This window comes from Caballeronia choica (assembly GCF_001544535.1).
Taxonomy (GTDB): Bacteria; Pseudomonadota; Gammaproteobacteria; order Burkholderiales; family Burkholderiaceae; genus Caballeronia; species Caballeronia choica.
The window spans coordinates 1-26,138 of the sequence record NZ_FCON02000107.1; the positions used below are offsets into that span (position 1 = coordinate 1).

Genomic DNA, 26,138 nt, shown 5'->3' on the forward strand with positions numbered 1-26,138 from the left:
TTTCGGGACGCCCAGCGTGTTACGCCAACAAAAACGTTGGCTTACCGTAGCACAAATCCAATTCCAAATAACTTATACAAATCTGGACTTCCCGGAATGGGGCGAAGCATTCCCCGGTAACAAGATGATCGGCGCGGCAACCCTTGACCGCTTGCGTCATGGCGCCCACAAAATCGTCCTCGACGGCGAGAGCTATCGCGGACTAAAACCGGGCGTCGAGTCACCTAGAACCGAGCTTGCAAAAGGAGGCAAAATCAAGCAACCTTGATCCCCGTTCGAACCCTCCAATTGCTCGTTTCCGGTGGCGTCATTACGGCGAAAATGCCCGGCGCCATTACGCCGAAAGGTGACAGTTGCTGCAGTGCCGGACCGCGGCTGCGACCGATACTGCTCGAGCAGTGGCTCATGCCTACTTCGACGTCGATGACCTACCGGAACGGATGGCTCGCTCGCGCGTGCGGTCCCGTCACCGTGCGCCAGCGACCGGGAACTGCGAAAGGCGTGATGTTCGCAACCATCGAAGACGAAACCGGAAATTGAACGTAATCAATTGGTCGTCTCTGGTGAGAATCAGCGGCGCGAGGCACTCGGGAGCGGCGCTGCACGCAGTACACGGGACCTGGAAGTCCGAAGGCGGTGTCCGCCACGTCGTCGCCTAGCGACTCGTCGACATGTCGCATCTGCTCGGTGGCCTCATTAGGGTCAGCCGCAAATTTTGCTAACGTCGGCGCCGCTTAGCCCCACACGGCGATGAGGCTAATTTTGAAGCACGGTGGGCGATAGAAATCGAACTTCCTTGTCGGCAATGAAGTCCTTCGTGGCATCGTAATAGACGGCTCGGTATGGCCTCTGCGGCTGCTCGCTTAGCCATTCTTCTTGCGACCCGTTCCATACTTCAAACAAAACCAGTTCGTCTTCGGCCTCAAAGTCTTCGCTGAGGACAGCGCTCACGAAAGTTGGCTCCTCCGCCATCGTCTTCATGAGCTCGGCGAGGTGCGGTACGAATAGCGCCTTGGTCGAAGGAAAGAGCTTGAAACGTACGTAGAGAGATAGCATCGGCCTGTCCTGGTACTGTCGGTTCGAAAGCGACTCACGCGAGTGCGCGTCGAAGTGTCAACAGAAAAACGGCCACAAGCGCACGGTCGCGGCCGTTCGGTTACTGATTCCCAGTGCCCCCGCTTAATCCTCGAACTGACGAATCGTTGCGTTGTACGCACGTGTGGCCATCTCTTCCAGCGGCAGCTTGCGCTCAACTTCAGACAGAATTTCCACGCCCCACGGACCATTGAAGCCCGTCGCCTGGACCGCCTTGATGAAGCCTTGCACGTCGAGTACGCCTTCACCTGGCAGGCGGCGTTTGTGGCAAGTGTCCATCCACAGCGGCTCGATTGCGTACCGGTCCGCGTCGTCGAGCTCGATGCCCTTGATGAATTCCGGCTTAATCGTGGCAATTTCCTTGAAGTCGACATTGCCACGGCTCAGGTGCCAGATGTCGAGGAGCAGGCCAGCGTTCGCTTTATTTGCGCCTTCGACGATGGCCTTGCCGGTTTCAATCGTCCGGACATTGCTGAACGGCATAATTTCCAGCATGACCTGCGTGCCGCGCTTCTCCGCGTCATCAGCTAATTTGCCAAACTCCTCGACCATGAGCTCGACGTTTGCGGTGTCTTCGCCGATGCCCGGGCCGACCTTCACGATGCGAGCACGAAGCTCTTCTGCAGCCTTGAGGTAGTAGTACCGCATGCTATCGGACGTGCGGCGGCGCTCGCCGGTTTGATACCAGTCGACCAAGAACTCGAATTCAACGTGCTTCATGCCGTTCGCTTCGAGGATTCGCCGCATTTCGGGGAAGCCAATCTTGTCGGCTGTTGCGTAAATATCCGAGTGAATCAGACCGATACCATCCCAGCCTGCTATTGCTGCGGCTTCAACGCGGTCCTTGAAGCTGAAAGGACTGATTTCGGTCGGACCGAACGGATAGACGTCGCCAGACAGCGTGAAGTAAGCAGCAACAAGTTCGACTTTGGATTGGGACATGTGAAACCTCGTGAAAGTAATGGCTACGTGCCAGGAGGCGCCGTCGCAAGGACACCATGTCCCGAACTATCGCGTAGAAGTCACTTCTGATAAACAGCCCTGAAATCGCCTTACCGTAGAGTTAAAATCTACAATTCAGCGAACACGGCTTGACGAACGTGTCGAAGTTCGCAAAAGCGGCGCGCCGCTTGATTGTTCGAAGACCGGAGGTCTATCGCAGTCCGAAAGCCGCAATTTTTCCGGTGAGCGGAAATAACTTTTCGTTCCGTCGCATTTTTCTTTCCTATACCAAGCCTTACTGTGCCTCTTCGAGAACACTAAAACCCGGCTCACCCATCTCAGGGGCCTTCAGGAGACACAGCATGAACATTCGCAAATCCGTCATTTCTTGCCTTGCTCTCAGCGCTATCGCCAGCGCTTTCTGCAGTGGTGCCCAAGCCGCAGACCAGCCGCGCGTCGCGTTGCTTATGCCGACGCAGAGCGTTGAATATTGGGCGCTCTACGTCAAAGGCTTCGAAAAAGAAGCTGCGGCACAAGGCATCAAGCTTGATGTGAAGGTCACCAACTACGACCCGAACGAGCAGGCAACCCAGGTCGACCAGACGCTCGCGCAGAAGCCGGATGTCATCGTCCTCGTGCCTGTGGACTCAAGCGCGATGGTCCCCTCGATTCGCAAGATTGACCAGGCGAAAATCCCGCTCGTCATTTCTAACTCGATGCCCGACCAGAAATACTCCCGGTACTGGAAAGTCTTCACTGGGCCGAACGACATCAGTAACGGTCAGGTTGCCGCGAAAGCGATGATTCAGGGATTCAAGGACAAGGGCTACGGAGACAAAGGGAAGGTAATCGTCATCAACGGACAGATGGGTACGCCCCCTCAGATACAACGCTACCAAGGCTTCGTTGATGAGCTGAAAAAGGATGCACCTGGTATCGAGGTAGTTGGCTCCCAACCTGCGGACTGGGACGCGGTGAAGGCGGAAGCAGCGGCGTCTGCGCTTTTCACTCAGTTCAAGGATGTGAAAGGCGTCTATACAGAGAATGATTCTCAACTTCGTGGCACGGTGACTGCCGCTCAAAGACTTGGACTCGACCCTTCGAAGCTGGTGATTGTCGGACACGGATGCGACTCCGGAGGCGTCGAGGCTATCTCGGCAGGTAAAGCCTACGCAACAGTCGAGCAATCTCCCTTTGACGATGGTGCTTATGCCGCGAAGGCCGCCAAGGAACTCGCTTCCGGCAAGGCTCCGAAAGCTGTGCAGTACCTGCCGAATCCGGCGGCTACCAAAGCCACTATCAACGTCTGCTATTCCCAGAAGAAGTAGGTCGCGCGTCGGCTACCCAGCTACTGCGTAGCCGGCAGGACGCAACGGCGACCCTGCGGGGTCGCTTTCGCTTTGAAACGGAGACAAGAATGAGACGAGAGATTGGCGTTGCCGTGATTGGAACTGGTTTTATGGGAAAAGCGCATGCCCTCGCGTATCGTGCGGTGCCGAATGCTTTCCCTAACTCGTTGACGCCACGACTGGTGGCCGTTGCCGATGTCAGCGAGACGGGCGCGAGGCAAGCGGCAGAGCAATTTGGCTTCGACCGTGCGACAAGCGATTGGCGGTCGCTCCTTGACGACCGCGATGTTCAGGTCGTCTCAATCACTACGCCATGCAGTTTGCATCGAGAGATGGCATTGGCGGCAATCGCCGCCGGGAAGCATGTGCATTGCGAGAAGCCCATTGCGCCATCCGCATCTGACGCTCACGAAATGATGAAGGCGGCCGAGTCCGCGAACGTCGTCACGCAAGTCGGCTACAACTACATCAAGAATCCCATTCTCAAACTGGCGCGAGAGATGATTGCGTCTGGCGAACTGGGCGAAATCACAAGCTTTCGCGGCATCCATGCGGAAGACTACATGGCCGACCCTGAGATTCCGTACAGCTGGCGAGTCGACCCTCAAAACGGGGCAGGCGCGCTGGCTGAAATCGGCAACCACATCGTTGGAATGTCGCGATTCCTTCTTGGTCCGGTTACCCATGTGAACGCGCAACTCGAGACCGTCAATAAGTCGCGCCCGGTGTCGCCTGGTTCGCCCGAGCGCCGGGAGGTCAAGGTCGATGACATTGCTAGATTGATGGTGACCTTCGACCGCGGGTGTTCAGGCTCAATCGAAGCAAACTGGACCGCAACTGGCCGCAAGATGCAGCTTGAGTTCGAGATTTACGGAACAAAGGGTGCGCTGTGCTTTTCCCAGGAGCGCTTCAATGAGCTCCGATATTTCAACGCCGGCGGCGACCCTCGGACATCTGGATTCGCTCGAATTGAAGCCGGACCGGCTCATCCTCCCTACGAAAACTTCACGGTAGCTGGCGGTCACCAACTGGGTTTCAACGATTTGAAAACCATTGAGATGGCGGAATTCATCGCGGCAATCGAACATGGGACGTCTAATTTCCCGGACTTCCGGGAAGCGTGGGAAATTCAACGGGTTGTCGACGCCGCCATCCGGTCTTCGGCCGAGGCACAGAGAGTCTCTCTGTAACAGACCAGCAGGCTCCAAGGTTAACGCGCGGTTTGGCAGGCATCACGTCCTGACTCCGCGCGTTTTTTTAGACTCCAGCCGGACGCCGATATTTCCGGTGACTGGAAATATCATTTCGCGGCCACGCATTTTTCTTTTCCAGGCGAACGAATAACCTGTGTCTCAACGATAACGAAGCCGCTAAAGCGAGTTTCTGCTGGAGACGACATGCATTCCTGCACACGCAGCGATTCTTTTCGAATTCCTCTCCTGGTAGACCAACAGCAGCGGCATCACTGATGCGGCAACGCCCCACGGTTCGTCGCGAACCACAGCAAGCATCCGCTTCAGCTTCGATGCAAGGCTTCGTTATTCGAAATGTATGCGTCACCCTGTGTGAGCAATCACGCGGATGAGTTAGGTGACGGTGACGGGCATCGACCCGTGGCAGCGGACGACCGAAGAGTGTCCGCGTATGGAGGAAGACAATGCTGCAAGACGCTAAAACAGGCGGCGAGACGCTCGCCACTCAGAGTCTGCTCTGCGCTCGCAATCTAACCAAACACTATGGTGGCGTGAAGGCGCTCACCGGTGTCAGCCTCGAGTTGGCACCTGGTGAGATTCACGCGCTGTGTGGCGAGAACGGTGCAGGCAAAAGCACGTTTATCAAAATTCTCGGTGGTCTGGTGCAGCCGGACGACGGTGAAATTACCGTCGACGGACATCAACTGAAACTCGGGCATCGTACCGACCCGAGACTTATCTCCATCGTTCACCAGGAGCTTGCTATCGTCCCGACGCTGTCGGTGCTCGACAACATCCTTCTCGGTGGCGCGGACCAGAGCGAAATCTACCGTCGCAGCCGATACCGGGACTCTGTCCGTGAGCATCTGGATTCGGTCGGACTGTCGCATGTCAAGCTCGATGCACCCGCCTCGCGGCTCAGCCTCGCTGAATGCCAGCTCGTCGAAATCGCTCGGGGCATGTCGCGTCAAGCGAAGGTCCTGCTCCTGGACGAACCTACCGCGACCTTGTCGGATGCGGAGATTGTCCGAGTCTTTGAAGTTGCGCGCAAACTGCGTGACCAAGGAACCGCGATGATTTTCGTCAGCCATCGACTCGACGAAGTGTTTGCGCTCACTGACCGGGTAACGGTCTTCCGCAATGGACAGCATGTGCTCACGCAGCGCACTGCGGATATGACTACCGCGGAGGTGGTTAAGGCAATGATTGGTCGCGACCTGGTGCATAACAAGGTCATGCCGCCGGAGAACCGCGCCAACGTGGCGCCGCGTCTTTCGATTTCCAACCTGACGGTCGCGGACAAGGTCAAGGAACTCTCAGTCGACGTCGCGCCGGGCGAAATCCTCGCCGTGGTCGGCCAGTTGGGTTCTGGAGCGGAAGTCGTTGTCGAGGCCCTTGCTGGCCTTCGCGGTGATATTTCCAGTGCTGTGAAAGTGGACGGTCAAACCATCAAGCTCGACAGCATTCGGAACTCGCTGCGAGCGGGAATCGCGTACGTGGCGGAAGACCGCGCTGACAAAGGAGTTTTCCTGGATGCGCCGATTGCCATCAATATCACCGCGTCTGTCATGGCGAAGTTCACCCGAGCGGGAATCATGCGACGCGCCGGTGAACAGGAAGAGGCGCGACGCCTGGCCTCGATGTTCACTATCGACCCGGAGCGTCTTCCGCACGAAGTTTCCACGCTTAGCGGCGGCAATCAGCAGAAGGTCTCTCTCGCGAAAGCAGTGGCACTGGCTCCTCGTCTGTTGCTGCTGAACGAACCCACCCGGGGCGTTGATATTGGCGCCCGCAGCGAAATCTACGCGACGCTGCGCAAGATGGCGGATGAAGGGCTAGCGATTGTCTTCTACTCGACGGACCTCGAAGAAATCCTGGAGCTCGCGGATACGGTTCTGACGGTCTTCAGAGGCCGGATGGTCCGTCATAAGCCGCGGTTCGAGATAAACGGCGACACGCTCTTGCACGACATCGTGGCAGGCGACGGCGATGCATCTCATGGCCATGTCTCTTTCCGAAACCAGACTGTGGAGGTGGGTAATGCATAAGACAGCTCTCGAGCCGACCGCGCAGGTATCAACGACTGCGCTACGACGTTGGGCCGCAGCATTGTTTGGCACGACGAGTATTCACGCTGCGTCGATTCGCATCGCAACCCTTGCTCTTATCGTAGTCGCTGCGGCTATTGTTCCCCACTTCACCGAGTTCGGAAACTTGCAGTCCCTGATGTACTCGGTGGCCGCGGTCGGCATTGGCGCTATCGGGATGGCGCTAGTGACCCTCAGTGGAAATCTGTTCATGCTGTCGATGGGCGCGACAGCGGCAGTCTCCACGGTGATGTTCGCTGCGCTCATTCATCTGGGTCTCGGCGCAACGCTGCTGCTGGTCGTGTTGAGCGGCCTTCTGATGGGGGCTGTCCAGGGTGGAATCATCGCATTGGGTAAAGCGAATCCCATCATCACAACGATTGCTACCTCGTCAATCATCATTGGTGCTGGCGTCATCTACACCGGAGGGCTGACAGTCATCGGAAAGGGGGACGCGACGTGGCTCGGTCAGGGACGGTTGTTTGACTGGCTGCCGAATCAAATCCTGGTGCTGGCAATCTTTGCGGCCATTGCAAGCTTCATCCTGCAGAAATCCCGTATCGGGCGGGAAATCCGACTGATTGGTATGCGAGCTGAAGTGGCACGCATCGCAGGACTCCGGTTGATGGCAGCAACGCTCGTTTGCTACGGATTCGCGGGCGCCGCAGCTGCGCTGGCCGGTTCGTTGATTGCTTCGTCGTCGGCCCAAGGCAACCTGACCTACGGCATTGACCTGGACTTTAACGCAATCGCTGCCGTGCTCGTCGGTGGAATCTCGATTCGTGGCGGACGCGGGCAAATCTCGGACGCGGTGACGGGCGCAATTTTCCTCGCCGTTATCAGCAACATCCTCCTGGTCAGCGGCGTGAGTTACGAGTACCAGTTGGTAGCGAAGGGCATCGTGGTTCTCGCGGCAGTCGTGTTCGGAGCGTTGCTCGCCCGACTCGGCCCGGGGCGGAAATAACTGGAGATTTGAAAATGGAACAGTCTCAACGACTTCTCAAACTGGTCATTCGCCTCGTACTGCTCGTGGGAATGCCTATTATCTTCGGCCTCAGCGTCGACCACTATTTCTCGCAGGCGAACCTCTACGCAATCTTCCAGGCGTTTGCGTTTCTCGGCATCATCGCACTCGGTCTCTCTGTCACGATGATTGCGGGTGAGTTTGACCTGAGCGTCGCTGCAATCTCGACAGTTGCCGGCCTCATCACTGTGAAGTTCGGTGGCGATAGTGCGATGCTCGGCATGCTGTACGCAATCATCTTTGGCGTGGTGGTCGGCATCGCTAACGCGGCGCTGCTGCCGTGGCTCGGTGTCTCCTCGCTGGTGACGACAGTCGGCTCCATGATGTTCCTTACCGGCGTCGGCTACTGGATTGCAGGTGGTCGCGTGTTGAGTTACGCAAACCTTGATGTCAGCGACTTCCTTGACCAGAACGTTGCGGCAATCTTTTCCCCCCGTAGCCTCATCACAATCGTCTGCTTCGTCGTCGTATCGCTTTTCCTGCGCTACACCACCCTCGGACGTGACATCTATGCATCGGGTGGTCATCGAAAGGCAGCGATTCAGAGTGGCGCGCGCGTGGGTAAGGCGCTGACAGTCGGTTTCGTCATCTCCGGCGGACTGTCTGCACTTGGCGGAGGCCTGCTCTCGCTGAGCCTGGCGACTGCGTCCGCAACGATGGGAAGTAGTATCTTGCTTCAGGCGGCTTCGGCCGCGATTGTCGGGGGTGTTGCGTTGGGTGGAGGCATCGGTTCGCCGCTCGGTGTAGCAATGGGCGTCCTGATTCTTACGGTGCTGAACAATGGGCTCGGCCTGTTGAGTGCTACGTCTACCCAGATTCTTCTCGTCAACGGCCTGTTGCTTCTGATTGTGGTTCTACTCGATGGGCGCCTGGGGGCAGTCTTGGCGTCGCCGCTTGAGCGATTTGCCCGGAGAAAGGCGACCGCCACAGCTTGAGCGACCAAGTGTACTGATACGGCCGACGCATTTCCGACGCGTCGGCCGCTATCGTTTTCAGCTCGATTGGCGCGTCAGGACCTAGCGGCGCGTAGCTGTTTGCCCCTTTCCAGGATTGAATTTCGCCATGTATCCAGCTTTTCAATGTCTTCGCTGAGTTCGTCCGGGTGGGGAACCGGCAATCTTCCGACACGCATCGCTGCATCATGTTCGAACTTCGAGCTCTTCGACATGCCGGCGTCAATCGCGCGATAGTCGTCGTCAGATACGGCGACGTCCTTCAGGCGCTGAGTCGAAACGCCTTCTCCGAAACGCTGTATCGCGCCATTGAACAAGACCTCCTCGATGCTTCGCTCCCAGGTAAGGCGCAAGTCCCCATAGGCTTGAGCGGTCAGAGCCCGATGAGAATCTTCGTCGCCATCTTTGTGCGCCTTCCTCACAGCCACAAGCATCTGCCGTAGACGACCAATCCGCCCTTTGGTACCGAGAACGTCGAACGGCAGGTCGTCAGAATGCGCTCCAAATCCGTCAACAGTGCGCCGAATGTAATTCGTGGTCAACGCTGCACCGAGCTCCTCAGCTTTCTGCTCAAGAATGCAAAGGAAGTAAATGTCATGCGTGAAAACGATAACCTGGCGAACCTTCGATTCGGCCACGAGCCGCTCCGCTACTTCCCATCGACGACGATGGTCCAGGGATGAAACCGGGTCATCAAACACAACTCCGCCACTTCCCTTGCCAAGCTTAATTTCAGCGAGGAAAGACGCAATAGCGATTGCTCTTTGTTCACCTTCGCTGAGAATCGCAGCCGGCGCACCTCCGCCCGGCAGCTGAAGCGTGAGCTTGAACTGGGTCCGGCCGCCCGGCGACTCAGGCTTCATGGCCACCTGTAGCTCATGGCATTTCAGTCGCTTGAGCTCATCGTTCAGGGCGTCGGCCAACTCCTTGCTTGCCAAAGTTCGGGAGAGGTCCGTGGATTTTCGCGATATTCCGCGCGCATCCATCCCATCGATACATTTTTTCAGCTTCGCGCAGTATTCGTGCTTTGAAATTGCTTCAAGGACGGCCAGCTTCACTTCGCTCAGTTTGCGCCGTGCGTCGAGTTCAAGACGCTCAGCAACCATCGCTGCCTTAGCTTTGTCATCCGCTGACGCTTCGAGCGCCTTCGCCTGCGCCTCCAGAGCATCCATCGTCTCGGTCAGCTTAGGCTGTGGGTCGGCCGGTAACGCCGACACGGCATCCCACGGAAGTTTCCCGCCGGCGGCTTGCTGTATTTCAGTCTGCCGGGCGTTGAGACCTGCTTGCATCGCTTCGCAAGTCGCCGGCAACGCAGCATCGAGCTCAGCAAGCTCCTGCGTCAGAGCATCGTCGAGTAGAAGTTCAAGCTTTGCGTTCTTCACCGCATCGAACGCCATGACCGCCACTCTGCGAGCGTCGATAGCAGCTTGCTCGACCTTTTCCTTGATGAACGCATCGAAGCGAACAAGCCTCTGAGCGCCGTCGACGCCGAGCGGGTTCTGGCATAACGGACAGAGGGCGTCCTCCGGTAAACCAGGAAAGTTATGCCCCTCATGCGAAACGGCCGCAAACTGACGGGCCGCTTCGAACAGCGCCTTCCATTCGTCTCCGCCTGTACCTGTTAGCTGTCCGGGCACCTGCTTGAACTTTTCGGCCGCTAAATCGGCAGCCTTCTTCGCCGAGGCGGACTTTTCAATCAACGCGCGCAGCGCATCGAGCTTGTTGTTGGAGACCACAGCAATCCCGGTTTCGATTCGCTCTTTCAACGATTTGAGACGGGATGCCTTCTGGCGCAGCGTCCTCGCTTTCTGCTTTGGCTCGGTTTCGGAAAGCGTCTTCGTGAGCAAGGTCAACCGGCTTTCGTCTTCCGGGGATAGTGCCGCAAGCTTCTCGATGTCTTCGCGGCAGGTTTTGCTGGGAATTTCGCCGAGGACCTTCGCGACGGTTGTACGCTCCTTCGCGAGCGTTGCATAAGCTGCGTCGCTCGGTGCATTGTCGGCTTTCTCTTGTGTCGCTCGTGTCCTCAGTTTGCTGCAGACGCCAACCAATCCTTCCAGGATGTCGAGACCATAAGGGACATAGGCGAAATCCCCGTGGTTGTCGATATATGCCCTGGCGCAATGAGTATCAAAGATGGAGATGTCAGATAACGGCTCCGGTGGTTCAACCGAATGTTCCCAAGCAAAAAAAGTAGCGTTGCCGTCAACCAGGGTTTCAAAAATGGCCTGCGCAGGGCCCACGGTGTTGGGGTCGAGCTTCGCGTTGGGCAGAATCGGTTCGCGGCGGTCTCGTGCGCGGCACGCGTGCTTGAACACTCGAGAGTAGCCAGATTTGCCTGCGCCGTTCTCTCCGAAAATGGCTGTGATGCCCGTGGGCGAGATTGGCAGCCGGCCGCCTTGAACTAGCGCATTGACATTCTTAATGTTTGAGATTGCCGCAATCTGAACAAGTCTTGTGGGATTTGCGGGCGGTGCAACTTCTGCGTCCTGCAGTTTTTTCGGCTTCCGACCGCCGGCATCTGGGATGCCAACCTCGGCCTTCGCCAATGCGAACAGGTCCTCAAGGTCTTCCGGACTAAGTTCGCGATTGGCATAGAGACGAGCTATCGCGTCTTGTTGCCACGCGGGATGGTCCTTCGACCACGCGTGAATTTCCTGAATGATTGTCATCGGCCACGTCCTCTTTAGAATTTTCCGAACGCTATCCGTGTGGACGGCGTTCACTTTTATGAACGAACGCGAAATTTTAGTGCACGCGCACTCTTCAGTGGCGGCAGCATGACGAAAGCGATGGAGGCATCGGAGATGACTATGCCCGCGAATCATTTAACCGACACCGAAACGTCCTCCGGGGGGGAGCTCACGACCCGAGTAGAGGCTCTAACAGCTAAAGGCGCGTCGGCGTTTGCCGATAACTGGTTCAAATGACGCACACGGCGAGCCGCTTGCCCGGCCGCGAAAAGCTCATAACAGGAAGTGGCATGACGCTTGGTCGCGGCTTCGTGACCGGCGTCCAGACCGCGGCAAGCGGCGCCGCGCCTGAGAAGGAGAACGCTAAAAATCACACGCTCGGGGAAGGTGTCGCCGGCGGGCAAGCAACTGCGACGCAAAATTAGACGAAGCAGCAGTCGGCTGTAGGAAAAGGGTAGTTAATAGCCTACGTTTTCGGGCCACCTTTGGGTGGCCCATTGTTTTCTGGCCGCACATCAAGGAAAACTCTTCGCGACCTCAGACCGTTACTGAGCCAGATACCCGCCATCGATGACGAGTTCGCTGCCCGTCACGAACGAAGACTCGTCGCTGGCGAGGAACACGCATCCGGCAGCAACTTCCTCGGGCGTGCCCATCCGGCCCATTGGCGTGCTCTTGATGATTCCGGCATTCATGTCGTCTGACTGAGCCTCAACGAGCGGTGTCCGAATGAGGCCAGGATGGACTGAGTTCACACGGATATTCTCGGGCGCATATGTCACCGCGGCGTTTTTCGTCATATTCCGCACCCCGCCCTTCGCCGCGTTGTACGCTGCCGCGCCGGGCACACCTACATTTCCCCAGATAGAAGAGAAGTTGAGAATTGAGCCACGCTTTGCGGCTCGCATCGACGGCAGGACAGCTTGCATGCCCAGAAAGCTTCCAGTGAGATTCACCGCGAGGACGCGGTCCCAGCTTTCTCTGTCAGTACCGTGAACGGGCTCATAGCACGCCACGATGCCAGCGTTGTTGACGAGGACATCAATGCGTCCGTGTTTCGCAAGAATTCCATCAACGACGCGAATCCAGTCATCGTTCAACGAAACATCGAGCTTCACGTGCTCAACGCCCTCCGTTTCTGCGCCGGGTTTGACGTCTCCTGCGATTACCGTTGCTCCCTCACGCGCAAATGCCTGTGCTACTGCCAGGCCAATACCTTGTGCTGCACCCGTGACGAGAGCCACTTTACCTTTAAGTCTGTCCATCTTCGTCTCCGATTAAGCGTCTACGGTTTCTTGTGTTGATGATGGAGGCGTCATGCGCCTCCGGTTGCGGTCCTAGCGACCCTTGCGACGCATCTGGTCCAGGAACACGATGACAATAATGAGAATGCCAGTCACGATTCGTTGCCAGAACGGGTCGATGTTCAGGAGGTTCGCGCCCTGCGCCAGGGTGGTGAGGAGGGCCGCTCCGATAATCGGCCCCTGAATGTTTCCGACCGCTCCAAAGAGACTTGCTCCCCCGATGACGGCCGAAGCAATCGACTGTAGTTCCCAGCCCTCGCCGGTGGTCGCCATGCCGATACTGAGTCGGCTCGCCACGAGGATGCCCACGAGCGCAGCGCATACGGCGGATACGATGTAGGCGACATAGATAACGAGGGAGACGTTCACACCAGACAGTCGGACCGCCTCTTTATTCGAGCCGACTGCAAAAAGGTAGCGGCCCCACTTGGACCGATGCAGCAGGAAGTACCCTGGGACTGCTACGACCAAGACCGTCCAGAAAAGCGTCGGCACGCCTAGGAACGAGCCACGTGCAAATGATGTGAACGCCATCGGAAGACCTGCCACCGGTTCTCCACGCGTAATCAGGAGGGTGAAACCGCGCAGCGAAGTGAGAGTTGCGAGCGTCGTGATGAAAGGCGGGAGCCCGAGTCTGGTGGTGCAGAATCCGTGAAACGCACCAATCACGACTCCAATCAGGAGGGTCAGAAAAATCGCAGCGCTGATTGGCAGCCCACTCTTAATTAGCATCGCCACCACGACTGACGAAAGCCCCACGACGGCACCCACCGAGAGGTCGATGCCAGCGGTAATCATGACGAATGTCTGGCCAATCGCGATGATGGCCCAGAACGACACTTGCCGCATGAGGTTCGTGATGTTCTCTTCCGTCAGGAAGTTCGGTGTCGCTAAGGACAACGCTACCCACAGGAGAACGAGGACAAGAAATAGCGTGAGGTCCAGCAGCCAGGTCATCCGACCGAGCTTTGACACTGTTGAGGGAGATTGAAGGGTCGACATTTTCATCCTCGATTGAATCCAGAAAAGCGGCTGTGAAGCCGTTACGCGCCGATTGCAGCCGCGAGAATCGCCTCGTGGGAAGTTGAGTTTGGAGCCGCACTGGCCGCCACCTTTCCCTTGCGGAAGACGTGCAACATGTCGGCAAGGTCGTAGACCTCAGGCAGATACGAAGAAATCAGGATGATTCCGGCACCTTCTTCCAGCAGCTTGGCGAAGAGTTTGTAGATTTCGCTCTTCGCTCCGATGTCGACGCCAACGGTCGGCTCGTCCACGATGAAGAGGTCTGCGCCGGGAATCAGCCACTTGCCGAGAACGACTTTCTGCTGGTTTCCTCCGGAAAGTGATGATGCGTTGACTTCGACGCCAGACGTGCGAATGGACAGCGCCTTCACCTGGCTGCTGGCGTTCCTGCGTTCATCACTTCGACGAATCAGACCGCCAAATGAAATCGACGGATAGCTGGCTAGGTTGAGATTCAATCGAACTGGCAGATTGAGACATAGCCCCTGGTCGCGGCGGCTTTCGGGCAGGAGGGCGATACCCGCCTTGACTGCATCTCGCTCCGACCGGATGCGAAGAGGCTTTCCACACCATGTGACCGAGCCTGCGGATTGCTTCCGGCGACCGAAGAGCGTTTCGACGAACTCGCTGCGCCCGGAGCCAATCAGTCCGTAGAGGCCGACGATTTCTCCGCGTCGAACCGTCAGCGATATGTCTTCGAAGTCCTCGCCAGACAATCCTTCAACTCGAATGAGTTCTTCGCCAATGGGCACTTCGGCCTTGAAATGAACATCCGCAACCTCGCGGGCGACCATGTCCTTTACAAGCCGTGCCGTAAGTGGCTCGGCATCAACGCCTTTAACTTGGTGCGTCGAAATGAGGCTTCCGTCACGCATGACGCTGGCTCGGTCAGCGAGTTCGAGAATCTCTTCCATCCGGTGGCTGATATACACGATGGTCACGCCGCGCGTATTGAGTTCTCGGATGAGCTTGAAAAGTTGGTCAGTCTCGCTTCGTGTCAGGTAGGCCGTCGGTTCATCGAAGATGATGAGTCGTGTGTCACCGGCAGCGGCTCGTGCAGTAGCCACAAGTTGCTGCTGGCCGATTGTCAAATCTCCGAGGCGCCTCGAAGCGTCGATGTCGAAGCCGACGCGCTCTAGCAAAGCACGGCCATCTGAGAGCATCTTTCGGCGGCGCATCATGCCGAAGTTTGTTTCCTCATGGCCAAGGTAGAGATTCGCAGCCACGCTGAGATGCGGGCAAAGAACGACTTCTTGATGGATTGCCGCGATGCCAAGCTTCAGCGCGTCTGGGGGGCCTGCGAACTCGACCGGCGTGCCGTCCCAGACGAGCGAACCGGTCGTCTTCTGCACGGCGCCAGTAAGTATCTTGATGAGTGTTGATTTCCCAGCCCCGTTCTCACCTACGATTGCATGGACTTCGCCCTTGCGGAGCTCCAGGTCTATTGATTTCAACGCGGTAGTGCCTGGATAGACCTTACTCAATCCGCGTAGCGTGAACAAAGGTTCGTTCATGTCGCCTCTCCTTGTGTTCGCTGGCACGCATCAACGGCAGCTGAGGTCTGGATTGAGCAGGCGCTTGCCTTCGGGCGTGTCGAGGTCCGGACTACGGATGACGTGTACTCCCGTGTCGACGAAGGTGTTGACCTTCTCGCCCTTGACCTTCTTGACCGCCGTTTCGATGGATAAATAGCCCATTTGAAACGGGTCTTGAACAATCAGTGCCTTCATGTCACCGCTTCGAATGAGCTTGACGAGTTCATCGGTCGAGTCGACGGTGACCCCCATCACGCGGTCCTTTGCTTTCGTTTCTGCAATGCCTTGGCCGACGCCTAGGCCGCTGTAGAAGGTGTCCCCGAAGATTCCGCGAAGTTGGGGAAAGGTCGACAGTACGTCAAGGGTCGTATTGAGGGAGCCGGTTACTGAGCCGTCACCGATGCGGGTTGTGACCACCTTCAGACCAGGATACTTTTTGGCGACTTGGTCTTTGAATCCGTCGACGCGGTCCTGAACCGACTTCACGCCTGGGAGAAACTGCAGAATCGCAACTTGGCCCTCAGCCTTGCCGTATTTCTTTTGAATCTCTTGGGCGAGGGTATCGGCCCCGAGTCGGCCTGCAGCGACGTTGTCCGTCATCACCGTTGCGGCGACCTGCTTCGAGTTGGACGGAGTGTCCGCGACAACCACCGGAATCTTGGTGGCCGCTTCGTCGATAGCAGGTCCGAGTGCTTCGGCTGAGACCGGCGTGATTACGATTGCTGCGGGCTTCCCCGAAACGGCATTCTCGAAAATGCCGATTTGGCCGGACATATCAGCCTCGCTGCTGGCACCGAGTCTGGGCACCGTGACGCCATATTTCTTTCCGGCGGTACATGCTCCAGCGAAGACGGCCTGCCAAAACGGGACGCTGGTGTTCTTCACGATGACGGGGATTGTCATGGTCGGCGCGGCTAGCAGTTTCGGTGACGCCAACACCGTGGCCATAACTGCAACGCCTGCGATGAATGCTTTCATGTTTTGTCTCCTTCAGTGATAAGTCTTTTGTGACTGCTTTGAGCAACGCTTTTCTCAGCTGTTTATGCTGACGAGAATCTTCAGCTTTGCGCTTCCTGGCGCGAGCAATGCGTCAAACCCTTGCTCCTTGACGTCGTTCATATCGACTTCTGCGTCGACCACTTTCTCGACCGGAAAAAGTCCGCTACGCATCATTGAGAAGATGCGTGGCCAGATGGTGAGGGGGTAGTTCAGCGAACCCCTGATGGTGAGGTCCTTGACTGTCCAGCGGAACGGGTCGGCTTCAATCTTTCCGGGCATCAAGCCGACCTGAACGACCACGCCTTGCGCGCGGACGGCATCAACGCACGTGCTGAAGGCTCGACCGTTGCCGGAGCACTCGATAGCCGCATCCGCCCCAATGCCTTCGAGGGTCATACTTCGAATATGCGCAGCGACGTCAGTTGATAAAGGGTCAAGAACAGTTACGCCGATGTCCATGCGGTGCAATCGCTCACGCCGATTTGCGTTCGGCTCGCTCACAAAGATATTCGTGACACCGGACGCACGTGCAGCGAGAGCTGCCATCGCACCGATGGTTCCCGCGCCAGTGATGAGAATGGAGTCGCCAGGTTTAACACCCGAACGGTCGACGGCATGCACACCCACGGCAGCGGGTTCGACAAGTGCCCCTTGCTGGTCCGTGATGTCCGATGGCAGCACAACTGCATTCGACTCTTGGATGATTGCTTTTTCTGCCATACCGCCCCATGGCCAACTCAGACCGACGACGGAGGCATTTGGGCCAAGGAACGGCAAATTGCGGCGTCCAAAATAGTCTTCGCGGGGCCCCATCTGCGGTTGTATGGAAACTCGGTCACCCGGCGAGACGCTTGTCACGGCGTTGCCTACCGCGAGGACCTCGCCAGAGAACTCGTGGCCAAGGATTTGCGGAAGCGCAGCGCCGCTGTAGGGATTCGATTCCGCGGAAGTCCAGGTAGGACCGTGGTCATACTCGTGGAGGTCCGTGCCGCAGATTCCGCAGAACGTTGGACGCACGAGGACTTGGTCGGGACTGAGTTCGCCTGGCTCTTCGACGTCGTCAATGCGAAGGTCGTGCTTGCCATGGAATCGGACGGCTTTCATCTCTATCCTTAAAATGAAGACAACAAATCACCATGCGGACAAGACCAAAGTGGTCTTCCGCAAACGCACAGCATTCGGTTGTTGATGTGTTACCCGACCGATTACTGGCGGAAGGGTCGAAGAGGAAGCGCTCGGTGGCGAGGCGGTAAAGATGGATAGTTCATAGGTGTCTCCTGGGCATCATGGGCTCCGGTTCCCCTCAGCGGGGATTTTGTTTTTATAGGGTATGGCCGTCCTCTACAGAAAAACATGCTCTGAGCCGAAATCATATTTCCGCTAGGCGGAAATATCGGTGAACGTCGACGGTGTCTATGACGGCGAGGCGTCTGTTGTGTGATTTCTTCAAGTCGCGAAGGTCATCCAGCGTTCTTCAAGATTGAGACCTTTCACGCGTTCAATGAGGAACTCAGTGAAAACTCTAATTTTCGCTGGCTGGTAACGCCTGCTTTGATAAGCCAGGTTGATGGTCAGACGCGGCAATTGCCAGTCCTCAAGCACCGGAACAAGGCGCCCCGACACGATGTCCTCGTGGATGATGTAAAGAGGCTGAACAACAATCCCGAGTCCCGCGCGTCCCGCAGCAACGATGACCTGGCCTTCATTTGAGTCCAGGGCACTCGTGATGGCGACATTGCGTTCTTCCTTTCCTCGACGTAGATGTAGCAAGTACGGGTCAACGGCGAGGTTGTAGACAAGCATCTTGTGCTGCTCCAGGTCCTCCGGGTTCTGAGGACGACCGTGAGCCGCGAGGTAGGCCGGCGATGCAGCCAGGATTCGCCGGGTCTCAGCAAGACGTCGAATGGTTATGCCTGAGTCTCCCTCATGCTCCTTGGTACGGATGGCAATGTCTATTCCGGCTTCGATGAAGTTCTGGTACTGATTTGTCGCAACGATTTGAACCGAGAGGTTGGGATAGCGTTTGAGGAACTCGGGAAGCGCCGGGGCGATGTGCATCATCGCGAACGACACCGAACTGGTCACGCGAAGTACACCCCGCGGACTGACCGCCTCTTCGGAAGCAATCGAATCGGCCTCGGACAGCTCAGAAATAACTGCAGTGCAGCGGCGATGATATTCACGACCGGCATCAGTGAGCCACATGCGCCGGGTCGTCCGCTCTATCAACCGTGCGCCGAGGCGCTCTTCCAATGAGCTCAGAGTGCGACTGGCCGCAGCGTTCGAGATGTCGAGTTGCTCGGCCGCCTTCGACAGGCTGCCCAAATCGGCAGTGAGCACAAACAACTGCAATTGAGTCCAGCGGTCCATCGTCTACCTCTTCGCATCCAGTCGGAAAAATCGAAAGGGATTCTTCCACCCCTTCGGAGCCCAATATGCCGTAGAAGAGGTGATTGATAAACCGACTCGAAATCGCCGATTTGTAGAATAAATTTCTACAATAAAAAGGTGTCAGTGGGCGATTCTGTGTCCCTTGGAGGACTGAATTGCGCGCTTACAGCTCGATTCTTCCGGGGGGAGGAAATGTCATTTCACTTCGGAGCATTTTATTTACCCGGGCGACCCGTTACCTTTCGTTTCAGACGCCTTGAGCGCACAACGGAGACACGCACGATGCGCAATATCAACGAAGACACAATCACTCAAGCCGTTATCGCCTCGCTCGCGGACTGCAAGAACCCGAGACTGAGGACCGTGATGACGAGCCTGGTTCAACATCTCCACGCTTTTGCCCGCGACGTTCATCTCACTGAGGACGAGTGGTTCAAAGCAATCAAGTTTCTGACGGAAGTAGGACATATCACCGATGACAAACGGCAGGAGTTCATTCTGCTGTCGGACACACTCGGCCTTTCGATGTTGGTCATGTCGCAGAACAATCGGAAGCCATCAAATTGCACGGAAGCAACTGTGTTCGGGCCGTTCTATGTCGAGGGAGCGCCCCTCTATAACAACGGCGACGACATTTCGAATGGTGCAAAAGGTTCGCCTTGTTATGTGAACGGACAGGTTCGCGGCGCGGGCGGCGAGAGCATCGCGAACGCACAAATTGACGTTTGGCAATCGGACGAAGATGGCTTCTACGATGTCCAGAACCTCGACGAGGCAGGCAACGTCATCCATCGCGGTAGAGGCCGATTGAAGGCGGATGCGGAAGGGTTTTTCAACTTCCGCTCGATTCTTGCCGAGGCGTATCCCATCCCACACGACGGGCCCGTTGGTCGCATGCTGGCCGCTGTCGGTCGTCATCCGTGGCGACCAGCCCACCTGCACTTCATGATTGAAGCGCCGGGTTACGAAACGCTCATCACGCATGTGTTTCGTGATGGAGACCAGTATCTCGATTCGGATGTCGTGTTCGGAGTCCGCTCATCGCTGATTTCAGAGTGGAAGCGTCACGAGCCGGGCGTGGCGCCGGACGGCCGGGAAATGACGGTCCCCTGGTACTCGCTTGAATACGACTTCGTGCTTAACCCGTCGGAGGTCCACGCATGATTCGGCATATTGTCATGTGGCGAGTCAGAGGTGACTCGCCTGCGGAGCGGCTGGCTGCTTCCAACCTTGTTAAGACCAGTTTCGAGGGCCTGCGTGGCTGTATCCCCGGCATGCGACACCTTGAAGTCGGACTTGACTACAGCCAGGTCGATTACGCATGCGACGCCGTTCTCATCACGGAGTTCGACTCGCAGGAAGCGTTGGAAGCATATGCATCTCATCCCGAACATCTGCGCGTGCGAAACGAACTCGGTGACCTTCGCACCGCGCGGTTCCAGGTCGATTACCGGTTGGAATCCGGGCTGAGTTTCGAGCGTACAGTGGAGTTACTTAATGCAAAAGCGTGAGTTTGTTTATCAGGCACGTGCTGGTCGAGTTGTCTTTGGCCCGGGCAGTCTGCAGCATCTTGAGCGCGAAGTGCTTCAGCTGAATTCGGAACGAGCACTCATTCTGTGTAGCCCGGAGCAAAAAGAGACGGGCGAAGCCGTCGCTGCGCGCTTGGGGTCGCGAGCCGCTGCTGTTTTCGACCGCGCGGTCATGCACGTGCCTCTCGAATTGGCCAAAGAAGCTCGCGCACTGGCGAGGGAACTGAAGGCCGATTGCGCCATAGCTGTTGGAGGCGGCTCGACAATAGGTTTGGGCAAGGCAATCGCGCTCGAATCAGACCTGCCGATTCTCGCCGTACCGACGACTTATGCCGGCAGCGAAATGACGCCTATCTATGGCATCACTGATGCGGGCCTGAAGAAGACAGGGACGGACCTGCGCGTGTTGCCAAAGACAGTGATTTACGATGCGGAACTGACGATGTCACTTCCGGTCGCGCTATCGGTCACGAGCGGCATCAACGCAATTGCGCATGCCGCTGAGGCGCTCTACTCGCGGGACGAGAATCCCGTAACAAGCTTGATGGCGGAAGAAGGTATCGCTGCTCTGGCGCGTGCTTTACCAGCCATCGTCGCCGACGCTCAAAACGTGGAAGCTCGCGCTGAAGCGCAGTACGGTGCCTGGCTCTGCGGAACGGTGCTGGGTAGCGTGGGCATGGCGCTTCACCATAAGTTGTGTCATACGCTCGGGGGAAGTTTCAACCTGCCCCATGCCCAGACACACACCATCGTTCTGCCCCATGCGCTCGCATACAACCGGCAGGCCGCGCCGAAGGCGATGCAGCGGATTGCACGCGCTCTTGGTTCTGAAGATGCTGCACTGGGTGTGTACGAGCTCGCTAAGCGCTGCGGGGCTCCCCTCGCGCTGAAAGACATCGGCATGTCCGCTGAAGACGTTTCGAAGGCTGCCGATATTGCCAGCTCGAATCCGTACTGGAATCCCCGTCAAATTGAGCGTAAAGCCTTACTTGAGCTTCTGCAGGATGCCTTTGATGGCGTCGCGCCGCGCGCGGTGACGACCTGATGCCCCGAAAGAAGGGAGAAGTGGTTCGAACGCCTGAATCGAAACAAGGAGACGAAAATGAACTTCACTGTCTACTGTCTTGACCACCCGAATATGGTCGAACGCCGCCTTGAGAACTATGACGCACACAAGGCCTATCTGCAAACAGCACCTGTAAAGACTCTCATCTCTGGCCCGCTGACGAAAGCCGACGGCCAGACGATGATTGGCAGCTTCTTTCTGTACGAAGCAGACGGCATCGAAGAAATCAGGAATTTCGTAGAAGCAGACCCGTTTAACAAGGCAGGAATTTGGGACACGGTCGACATCAGGCCGTTCATCAAACGGGTCGACAACCGCTAAATCAGTCGTATCAGGGCGTCGCTTAATTGCTGCCTCGCAACCGCGAGGCGCGGGTCGCGCTCGTTCTCGAAAAGCAGACGACATCAATGAAGCGAACCGTCGTCGATTTCGTGAACGCTCGCAAAGTACAGAACATCAAACGGAGACATCATGGAGACAGGCCTCGAAGGAAAGATTGTGCTCATCACGGGCGGGGCGCAAGGCATCGGACGTGCGACAGCATTGGGTTTCGCACGTGAAGGCGCGCGTCTTTGTCTCATCGACATCGACGCAAACGCGCTCAAAGAAACCGAATCGGAATTGCGCTCGCTTGGCGCGAACGTCACGATTGCTCAGGCAGATTTGTCCACGGCCGATGGAGTCAAAGGTGGCATTGGCTCGGCGCTGATGTCACACAACGGTCAGGTGGACATTCTCATCAACAACGTCGGCTCGGGGAAGGTCCGCACGTTCGAGGAACTGTCGGACGAGGAATGGGACTTCACGATGAACCTCAATTTCATGAGCTACGTCCGGACGTGCCGATACCTCTTGCCGGTGCTGCGCGCCCGTGAGAAGTCGGTGATTATCAACAACGCGTCGGACCTGGCCCGGCAGCCGGAGCCTGTTCCGATTGACTACTCCGCATCCAAGGCGGCGGTGCTCGCGCTGACAAAGGGTCTCGCCCGAGCCGAAGCTCCCAGGATTCGTGTGAATGCTGTTGCGCCGGGGCCAGTCTGGACACCGTTCTGGACGAAAGAGGGGGGATTTGCTGACACGATGGGCAAGTTTCACGGCATGGCTCCAAGAGACGCGGTCGAGCACGAACTGTCTCTGCGCCAGTTGCCGCTGAAGCGCCTAGGCCAGCCGGACGAAGTGGCCAACGTGATTGTTTTCATGGCTTCCGACCTCGCGTCGTTCGTCACCTCTGCGGTGTGGGGTGTCGATGGCGGGAGTATCCGCAGCCTGATTTGAAGGCAACCAGCTCTGGTTGGCACTTCGTTTCCACGAGGGCTACACCTCGGGCTGACAGACCGCGTAGGGATGTCTTTGATTGCCGCATTGTTCTGGGGACCAGCGTATGTCTGCTTACGACCAGGTGATTGGAGCGAAGGTATCGCAGAGAGAGCGCGCTTTTCTAGTCGAAGCGCTCGAGCTGTTGATGCGCGAGCGCTCAAACGCGCTTCGCATCGCAACGGCCGTAGCGAAAGCGCGCGGTGACCGTGTGCCGGAAGTCCAGGAGTTTGGTCTGGACGACATCTTGCGGCTCAGCCGACTGATTTGCGAGGCTCCTTTTGCCGAACCAGGTAAGAGCAAATGGACCGCTTCTCCACCGGAGATGCAAATAACGAGTGTCGACGGGCGAAGGCCGTATCGACGCTTACCGAATCAAGAGTGAATCGTTGGCGTGCTTGATGTGCCGACGGGATATAGGAGACTAAGATGTTGCGTATCGCTGTTCTCGGTGCTGGACGCATCGGAAAAATTCACGCGGCCAATGTTGCCGCCGACCGGAGAGTGAAGCTCGTCGCGGTCGCAGACCCGAACAAGGAAGCGGTCGAGGCGCTCGCAGCAGAGCTCGGTTGCGACTCATCTCTTGATTGCAAGTCTGTAGTTGACCGAGAAGATGTTGACGCCATCATCGTCGGCACGCCGACAGACACACATATCGACCTGACGCTGCAGGCGGTCCGGCTGGGCAAGCCGGTACTCTGCGAGAAGCCCATCGACCTGGACATGGACCGTGCGCTCGCCGCGGTCGAGGAAATCGAGCGTCTCAACGGGCGCGTGATGCTTGCCTTCAATCGACGCTTCGACCCGGACGCCATGAGGCTCAAGCAGGCCATCGAAGAGGGTGAGGTCGGCGACGTTCGCCAGGTCGTCATCACGAGTCGCGACCCTGGCCTTGCGCCGCGTGAGTACCTTCGGCACTCGGGCGGAATCTTCCGTGACATGACCATCCATGATTTCGACACTGCTCGATGGCTACTCGGCGAGGAACCCGTAGAAGTGATGGCCATGGGAAGTCGGCTCGTCGACCCGGGTCTGGAAGAGCTTCCGGACTTTGACAGCGTGATGGTATTGCTGCGCACCGCGTCCGGCAAACAATGTCATATAAACGGCTCCCGACAGGCGGTGTATGGATTCGACCAGCGTGTCGAAGTGTTCGGCTCGAAGGGGATGGTGCTGAATGAAAATCATCGCCCCTCCAGCTTGCGTCGCTGGACGAGCGAAAGCACTGAGGCACGTGAACCGTTGCTCAACTTCTTTCTTGAGCGACATGCGGACTCGTACAAAGTCGAACTGGACCGCTTCCTGACCGCACTCGAAACCGATGCGCCGATGCCCGCGACGCCCCGGGACGGAATTCGCGCCTTGCGAATTGCGAATTGCGCAATCGAAGCCGCCAACCAAGGCTGCGTCGTCAAAATCTAATCAAGCGCCCTCAACCGGCCACCGCCTAGTGCAACTACGAGTTGACAGTGATGAAATTTCTGCCCTATATGGAGAGTAGAATTCTTCATTGGGGCAGAAAGTGGCGCAGGTCGAGCCGTTCAGCGGAATACTGATTTTTGTCACCGCCGCGAAGTCGCGCAGTTTCACCGATGCCGCCGAACAGCTTGGGCTGACCAAGTCGGCAGTTGGGAAGGCAATCGCAAAACTGGAAGAGCGTCTCGGCGCGCAGTTGTTCCACCGCACCACCAGAAGCATCTCGCTAACGGCCGACGGCGAAGCATATTTCGCTGCCTGTGCCTCTGCGCTTGAAGAGATTGCCACTGCAGAAATCGCGCTTGGACCCGAGCTACATCGTCCTGTCGGTCGGTTGCGCATCGACATGCCCGCAGCCTTTGGGCGGCAAATCCTTGTCCCCATATTGCTGGACATCGCCCGAAAGCATCCTGACTTGCTGTACACGATGACTTTCTCCGACTATCTCATTGACCCGATAGAGGAAGGCGTCGACCTCGTTGTTCGCTTCGGCGAACTCGAAAGTTCAAGTGGTCTTGTCGCGCGCAAATTGACCAGCCAGCGGATGGTAATCGCGGCATCGCCTGAGTATCTCGCGCAGCGAGGTGCTCCGCGTCGGCTTGAAGAATTGGAAAAGCACTCGTGCGTTGTCGGCTATCGTCGCGGCCAGCCGCTCTCATGGAGAGTGCATGAGCGTGGCGAGTCAAGGCGCATATCGCCACCGCCAACCTATCAGATAAGTGACGGTGACTCTATCGTCCAAGCCGCTGTTGCAGGCATGGGACTCTGTCAAATGCCGATGTCTCTTCTGCGAGCACATCTCCAGTCAGGGGCGCTATGTTCGGTCCTGGACGACATTTCGAGCGACCTCATTGATGTGCATGCTGTCTGGCCGAAAGTTGCTCATCTGCGCCCGAAGGTTCGCCACGTCGTTGATACGCTCGTCGAGCTTGGGAAAGAAGGAAAATTGGACTGAACGACCGTAAAGAATTCATAGAGGGGCGTCGTTCTGCGGCCGACTAATCACTTCGGACGGCTTGCAACACGGTGCATGGTGAGAGGCAAAGCTTACCGCTCTTGTTCTGACGTGGGCAATGGGCAGCATGGCAGCAGCAGGAGCAGGACGCATCAACAGCGACACTGTGCTCGACCAGCTCAAAACCCGCTCACAATCGGGTAGGTCCGCGTCGGGTCGGAGTCGACACCGATATCTCGAGGCGAGGCAGTCGTGGTCGAAATCCGGTCACGGGAAGAGTCAGGGGCGGCCATGTTGGCGAACTCCATAGACTGCAGATGCCGTGTGAATCTTCTGGCGGATGCCCGTTCTCCAATACGATGAGCTGCCCGGGTCCCAACAACGAAGATATCCGTGCTTCCCGGCTGAAACCGCGCCTTCTTTTTTTCAGCCAAAACCAAACCTGACGCGGGCCATATAAGTGGCGGTGTCTACCGGTTTACAAAAAAAGAGAAAGGACATTCGGTGTTCCAATGGCTGTTCGATAAGGTTCGGCATCTTCATTCGGTGCACAGCGCCCCCTGACTCTCAACCATTATCGCCGGAGAAACCATGGTCATTGCTTTGAGAGCGTAGCTGATTGGCGAAGCAGGCGCTCGCCCGCATCCACGCGCGCGGACGACTCTGTTCTCACAAGAATATTTTCTTAAGAAACTCTCTAGCAGGCAGGCCGTTTTCCTGAACGCCCAGCTTGTAGCCAAATGATGACCCCTCCCGCAACGTATACTTTTGGCAGCCCACCGCTTTGGCGAGCTGCCGCATGACTGGTCGGACATCAACGGCAGCGGTCATGGGACAACCGGTACTGTGGGATAGTCTTGAGATACCGCACAGGGTGGCGAAGTTAGCGCCCTGAGACGAACGGCTGACGGGCGACGCTGGCTCCGAGGGGCATCTCACGATGCTTTGGAACGTGTCTGAGGGCCTGGCTTAGGATAATGCTGGGCTCTACTTCACCAAGGGGCATTCAAAAAACAAGGCATGTAGGAAAGGGAGGATGCTCAACCCAAAAGAAGAAGTAGGCGTGAGCGATGGTAGGCAGGGGAAGGTCAACGAAGGTGCGTGTCGGAGATGCAGCTCATCATATTGAGGACACGTGGGTATTCCGGGGCATCGTGACCGACGATTCCGGACGAACGTGACCGGCCATTCCGGTTCATCGTGACCGCCCTTT

24 protein-coding genes and 1 pseudogene are annotated in these 26,138 nt (G+C 57.2%); 16 read left to right on the forward strand and 9 right to left on the reverse strand.

The window, feature by feature from the left end:
* The coding region (locus tag AWB68_RS31225) for an ATP-binding protein (protein ID WP_235028587.1) at positions 1–268 on the forward strand (268 nt) is incomplete at its 5' end.
* A 107-nt stretch (positions 269–375) separates the two neighbouring features.
* Positions 376–722: pseudogene (locus AWB68_RS49770) on the forward strand (error-prone DNA polymerase); the annotation flags it as partial.
* A gap of 34 nt (positions 723–756) precedes the next feature.
* Here the strand turns inward: AWB68_RS49770 and AWB68_RS31235 are convergent.
* The gene (locus AWB68_RS31235; protein ID WP_087648178.1) at positions 757–1,056 is read right to left on the reverse strand and encodes an antibiotic biosynthesis monooxygenase; all 300 of its coding nucleotides are present in this window, start codon (positions 1,054–1,056) and stop codon (positions 757–759) included.
* Positions 1,057–1,179: 123 nt separating this feature from the next.
* Positions 1,180–2,037, reverse strand: coding sequence for a sugar phosphate isomerase/epimerase family protein (locus tag AWB68_RS31240; protein WP_087648179.1), 858 nt, complete (start codon positions 2,035–2,037; stop codon positions 1,180–1,182).
* A 362-nt stretch (positions 2,038–2,399) separates the two neighbouring features.
* Here AWB68_RS31240 and AWB68_RS31245 point away from each other — a divergent pair, with 362 nt between their 5' ends.
* The 5 genes from AWB68_RS31245 (at position 2,400) to AWB68_RS31265 (ending at position 8,625) form a co-directional block, all read left to right on the forward strand.
* Positions 2,400–3,365 carry a sugar ABC transporter substrate-binding protein gene (locus AWB68_RS31245; RefSeq protein ID WP_087648180.1) on the forward strand — a complete coding sequence of 322 codons (966 nt, stop codon included), beginning with the start codon at positions 2,400–2,402 and terminating at the stop codon, positions 3,363–3,365.
* Between the two features lie 89 nt (positions 3,366–3,454).
* Positions 3,455–4,576 carry a Gfo/Idh/MocA family protein gene (locus AWB68_RS31250; RefSeq protein ID WP_087648181.1) on the forward strand — a complete coding sequence of 374 codons (1,122 nt, stop codon included), beginning with the start codon at positions 3,455–3,457 and terminating at the stop codon, positions 4,574–4,576.
* A 467-nt stretch (positions 4,577–5,043) separates the two neighbouring features.
* Positions 5,044–6,627: a sugar ABC transporter ATP-binding protein gene (locus AWB68_RS31255; RefSeq protein WP_087648182.1), complete on the forward strand. Its 1,584-nt coding sequence runs from the start codon at positions 5,044–5,046 to the stop codon at positions 6,625–6,627.
* A complete protein-coding gene (locus AWB68_RS31260; protein ID WP_087648183.1) occupies positions 6,620–7,630 on the forward strand; it encodes an ABC transporter permease in 1,011 nt (336 codons plus the stop codon). The genes AWB68_RS31255 and AWB68_RS31260 overlap by 8 nt, the downstream gene beginning before the upstream one ends.
* Positions 7,631–7,644: 14 nt before the next feature.
* A complete protein-coding gene (locus AWB68_RS31265) occupies positions 7,645–8,625 on the forward strand; it encodes an ABC transporter permease (protein WP_087648184.1) in 981 nt (326 codons plus the stop codon).
* A gap of 74 nt (positions 8,626–8,699) precedes the next feature.
* Here the strand turns inward: AWB68_RS31265 and AWB68_RS31270 are convergent, their stop codons facing one another.
* Entirely contained in the window at positions 8,700–11,312 is a 2,613-nt protein-coding gene (locus tag AWB68_RS31270) for an AAA family ATPase (protein ID WP_087648185.1), read from the reverse strand.
* 311 nt (positions 11,313–11,623) lie between these two features.
* Here AWB68_RS31270 and AWB68_RS50895 point away from each other — a divergent pair, with 311 nt between their 5' ends.
* Positions 11,624–11,758 carry a hypothetical protein gene (locus AWB68_RS50895; protein WP_268810953.1) on the forward strand — a complete coding sequence of 45 codons (135 nt, stop codon included), beginning with the start codon at positions 11,624–11,626 and terminating at the stop codon, positions 11,756–11,758.
* 120 nt (positions 11,759–11,878) lie between these two features.
* On the opposite strand, the gene AWB68_RS31280 is transcribed toward AWB68_RS50895, so the two are convergent.
* The 6 genes from AWB68_RS31280 to AWB68_RS31305 form a co-directional block, all read right to left on the reverse strand.
* On the reverse strand, positions 11,879–12,598 hold the full coding sequence (locus tag AWB68_RS31280; protein WP_087648187.1) for an SDR family NAD(P)-dependent oxidoreductase: 720 nt from the start codon (positions 12,596–12,598) through the stop codon (positions 11,879–11,881).
* A gap of 72 nt (positions 12,599–12,670) precedes the next feature.
* Positions 12,671–13,639 (reverse strand): ABC transporter permease, encoded by a 969-nt coding sequence (locus AWB68_RS31285; RefSeq protein ID WP_087648188.1) that lies wholly within the window; start codon positions 13,637–13,639, stop codon positions 12,671–12,673.
* A 41-nt stretch (positions 13,640–13,680) separates the two neighbouring features.
* A complete protein-coding gene (locus AWB68_RS31290; RefSeq protein WP_087648189.1) occupies positions 13,681–15,174 on the reverse strand; it encodes a sugar ABC transporter ATP-binding protein in 1,494 nt (497 codons plus the stop codon).
* Positions 15,175–15,204: 30 nt separating this feature from the next.
* Positions 15,205–16,173 carry an ABC transporter substrate-binding protein gene (locus AWB68_RS31295; protein ID WP_087648190.1) on the reverse strand — a complete coding sequence of 323 codons (969 nt, stop codon included), beginning with the start codon at positions 16,171–16,173 and terminating at the stop codon, positions 15,205–15,207.
* 54 nt (positions 16,174–16,227) lie between these two features.
* Positions 16,228–17,298, reverse strand: coding sequence for a zinc-binding dehydrogenase (locus AWB68_RS31300; RefSeq protein WP_087648191.1), 1,071 nt, complete (start codon positions 17,296–17,298; stop codon positions 16,228–16,230).
* A 342-nt stretch (positions 17,299–17,640) separates the two neighbouring features.
* Positions 17,641–18,564, reverse strand: coding sequence for a LysR family transcriptional regulator (locus AWB68_RS31305; protein WP_087648192.1), 924 nt, complete (start codon positions 18,562–18,564; stop codon positions 17,641–17,643).
* A gap of 303 nt (positions 18,565–18,867) precedes the next feature.
* Here AWB68_RS31305 and AWB68_RS31310 point away from each other — a divergent pair, with 303 nt between their 5' ends.
* The 8 genes from AWB68_RS31310 (at position 18,868) to AWB68_RS31345 (ending at position 24,925) form a co-directional block, all read left to right on the forward strand.
* A complete protein-coding gene (locus tag AWB68_RS31310; RefSeq protein WP_087648193.1) occupies positions 18,868–19,749 on the forward strand; it encodes an intradiol ring-cleavage dioxygenase in 882 nt (293 codons plus the stop codon).
* The gene (locus AWB68_RS31315) at positions 19,746–20,096 is read left to right on the forward strand and encodes a Dabb family protein (protein ID WP_087648194.1); all 351 of its coding nucleotides are present in this window, start codon (positions 19,746–19,748) and stop codon (positions 20,094–20,096) included. The genes AWB68_RS31310 and AWB68_RS31315 overlap by 4 nt, the downstream gene beginning before the upstream one ends.
* Complete coding sequence (locus AWB68_RS31320; RefSeq protein ID WP_087648195.1) at positions 20,083–21,159, forward strand: maleylacetate reductase; 1,077 nt, start codon at positions 20,083–20,085, stop codon at positions 21,157–21,159. Before AWB68_RS31315 ends, AWB68_RS31320 begins: the two co-directional genes overlap by 14 nt.
* Before the next feature lie 57 nt (positions 21,160–21,216).
* The gene (locus tag AWB68_RS31325; protein ID WP_087648196.1) at positions 21,217–21,501 is read left to right on the forward strand and encodes a YciI family protein; all 285 of its coding nucleotides are present in this window, start codon (positions 21,217–21,219) and stop codon (positions 21,499–21,501) included.
* A 177-nt stretch (positions 21,502–21,678) separates the two neighbouring features.
* Positions 21,679–22,455 (forward strand): SDR family NAD(P)-dependent oxidoreductase, encoded by a 777-nt coding sequence (locus tag AWB68_RS31330; RefSeq protein ID WP_235028588.1) that lies wholly within the window; start codon positions 21,679–21,681, stop codon positions 22,453–22,455.
* A 106-nt stretch (positions 22,456–22,561) separates the two neighbouring features.
* The gene (locus AWB68_RS31335; protein ID WP_087648198.1) at positions 22,562–22,879 is read left to right on the forward strand and encodes a hypothetical protein; all 318 of its coding nucleotides are present in this window, start codon (positions 22,562–22,564) and stop codon (positions 22,877–22,879) included.
* Positions 22,880–22,923: 44 nt separating this feature from the next.
* Positions 22,924–23,916, forward strand: coding sequence for an inositol 2-dehydrogenase (gene iolG, locus AWB68_RS31340; protein ID WP_087648199.1), 993 nt, complete (start codon positions 22,924–22,926; stop codon positions 23,914–23,916).
* Positions 23,917–24,016: 100 nt separating this feature from the next.
* Positions 24,017–24,925, forward strand: a complete 909-nt coding sequence (locus tag AWB68_RS31345) for a LysR family transcriptional regulator (protein ID WP_087648200.1) — start codon at positions 24,017–24,019, stop codon at positions 24,923–24,925.
* The last annotated feature ends 1,213 nt before the right edge of the window (positions 24,926–26,138 follow it).

Coding starts and splice junctions, on each gene's coding strand:
- AWB68_RS31235 (WP_087648178.1), bottom strand. CDS start 1,056: ATGCTATCTCTCTACGTACGTTTCAAGCTCTTTCCTTCGACCAAGGCG.
- AWB68_RS31240 (WP_087648179.1), bottom strand. CDS start 2,037: ATGTCCCAATCCAAAGTCGAACTTGTTGCTGCTTACTTCACGCTGTCT.
- AWB68_RS31245 (WP_087648180.1), top strand. CDS start 2,400: ATGAACATTCGCAAATCCGTCATTTCTTGCCTTGCTCTCAGCGCTATC.
- AWB68_RS31250 (WP_087648181.1), top strand. CDS start 3,455: ATGAGACGAGAGATTGGCGTTGCCGTGATTGGAACTGGTTTTATGGGA.
- AWB68_RS31255 (WP_087648182.1), top strand. CDS start 5,044: ATGCTGCAAGACGCTAAAACAGGCGGCGAGACGCTCGCCACTCAGAGT.
- AWB68_RS31260 (WP_087648183.1), top strand. CDS start 6,620: ATGCATAAGACAGCTCTCGAGCCGACCGCGCAGGTATCAACGACTGCG.
- AWB68_RS31265 (WP_087648184.1), top strand. CDS start 7,645: ATGGAACAGTCTCAACGACTTCTCAAACTGGTCATTCGCCTCGTACTG.
- AWB68_RS31270 (WP_087648185.1), bottom strand. CDS start 11,312: ATGACAATCATTCAGGAAATTCACGCGTGGTCGAAGGACCATCCCGCG.
- AWB68_RS50895 (WP_268810953.1), top strand. CDS start 11,624: ATGACGCTTGGTCGCGGCTTCGTGACCGGCGTCCAGACCGCGGCAAGC.
- AWB68_RS31280 (WP_087648187.1), bottom strand. CDS start 12,598: ATGGACAGACTTAAAGGTAAAGTGGCTCTCGTCACGGGTGCAGCACAA.
- AWB68_RS31285 (WP_087648188.1), bottom strand. CDS start 13,639: ATGTCGACCCTTCAATCTCCCTCAACAGTGTCAAAGCTCGGTCGGATG.
- AWB68_RS31290 (WP_087648189.1), bottom strand. CDS start 15,174: ATGAACGAACCTTTGTTCACGCTACGCGGATTGAGTAAGGTCTATCCA.
- AWB68_RS31295 (WP_087648190.1), bottom strand. CDS start 16,173: ATGAAAGCATTCATCGCAGGCGTTGCAGTTATGGCCACGGTGTTGGCG.
- AWB68_RS31300 (WP_087648191.1), bottom strand. CDS start 17,298: ATGAAAGCCGTCCGATTCCATGGCAAGCACGACCTTCGCATTGACGAC.
- AWB68_RS31305 (WP_087648192.1), bottom strand. CDS start 18,564: ATGGACCGCTGGACTCAATTGCAGTTGTTTGTGCTCACTGCCGATTTG.
- AWB68_RS31310 (WP_087648193.1), top strand. CDS start 18,868: ATGCGCAATATCAACGAAGACACAATCACTCAAGCCGTTATCGCCTCG.
- AWB68_RS31315 (WP_087648194.1), top strand. CDS start 19,746: ATGATTCGGCATATTGTCATGTGGCGAGTCAGAGGTGACTCGCCTGCG.
- AWB68_RS31320 (WP_087648195.1), top strand. CDS start 20,083: ATGCAAAAGCGTGAGTTTGTTTATCAGGCACGTGCTGGTCGAGTTGTC.
- AWB68_RS31325 (WP_087648196.1), top strand. CDS start 21,217: ATGAACTTCACTGTCTACTGTCTTGACCACCCGAATATGGTCGAACGC.
- AWB68_RS31335 (WP_087648198.1), top strand. CDS start 22,562: ATGTCTGCTTACGACCAGGTGATTGGAGCGAAGGTATCGCAGAGAGAG.
- iolG (WP_087648199.1), top strand. CDS start 22,924: ATGTTGCGTATCGCTGTTCTCGGTGCTGGACGCATCGGAAAAATTCAC.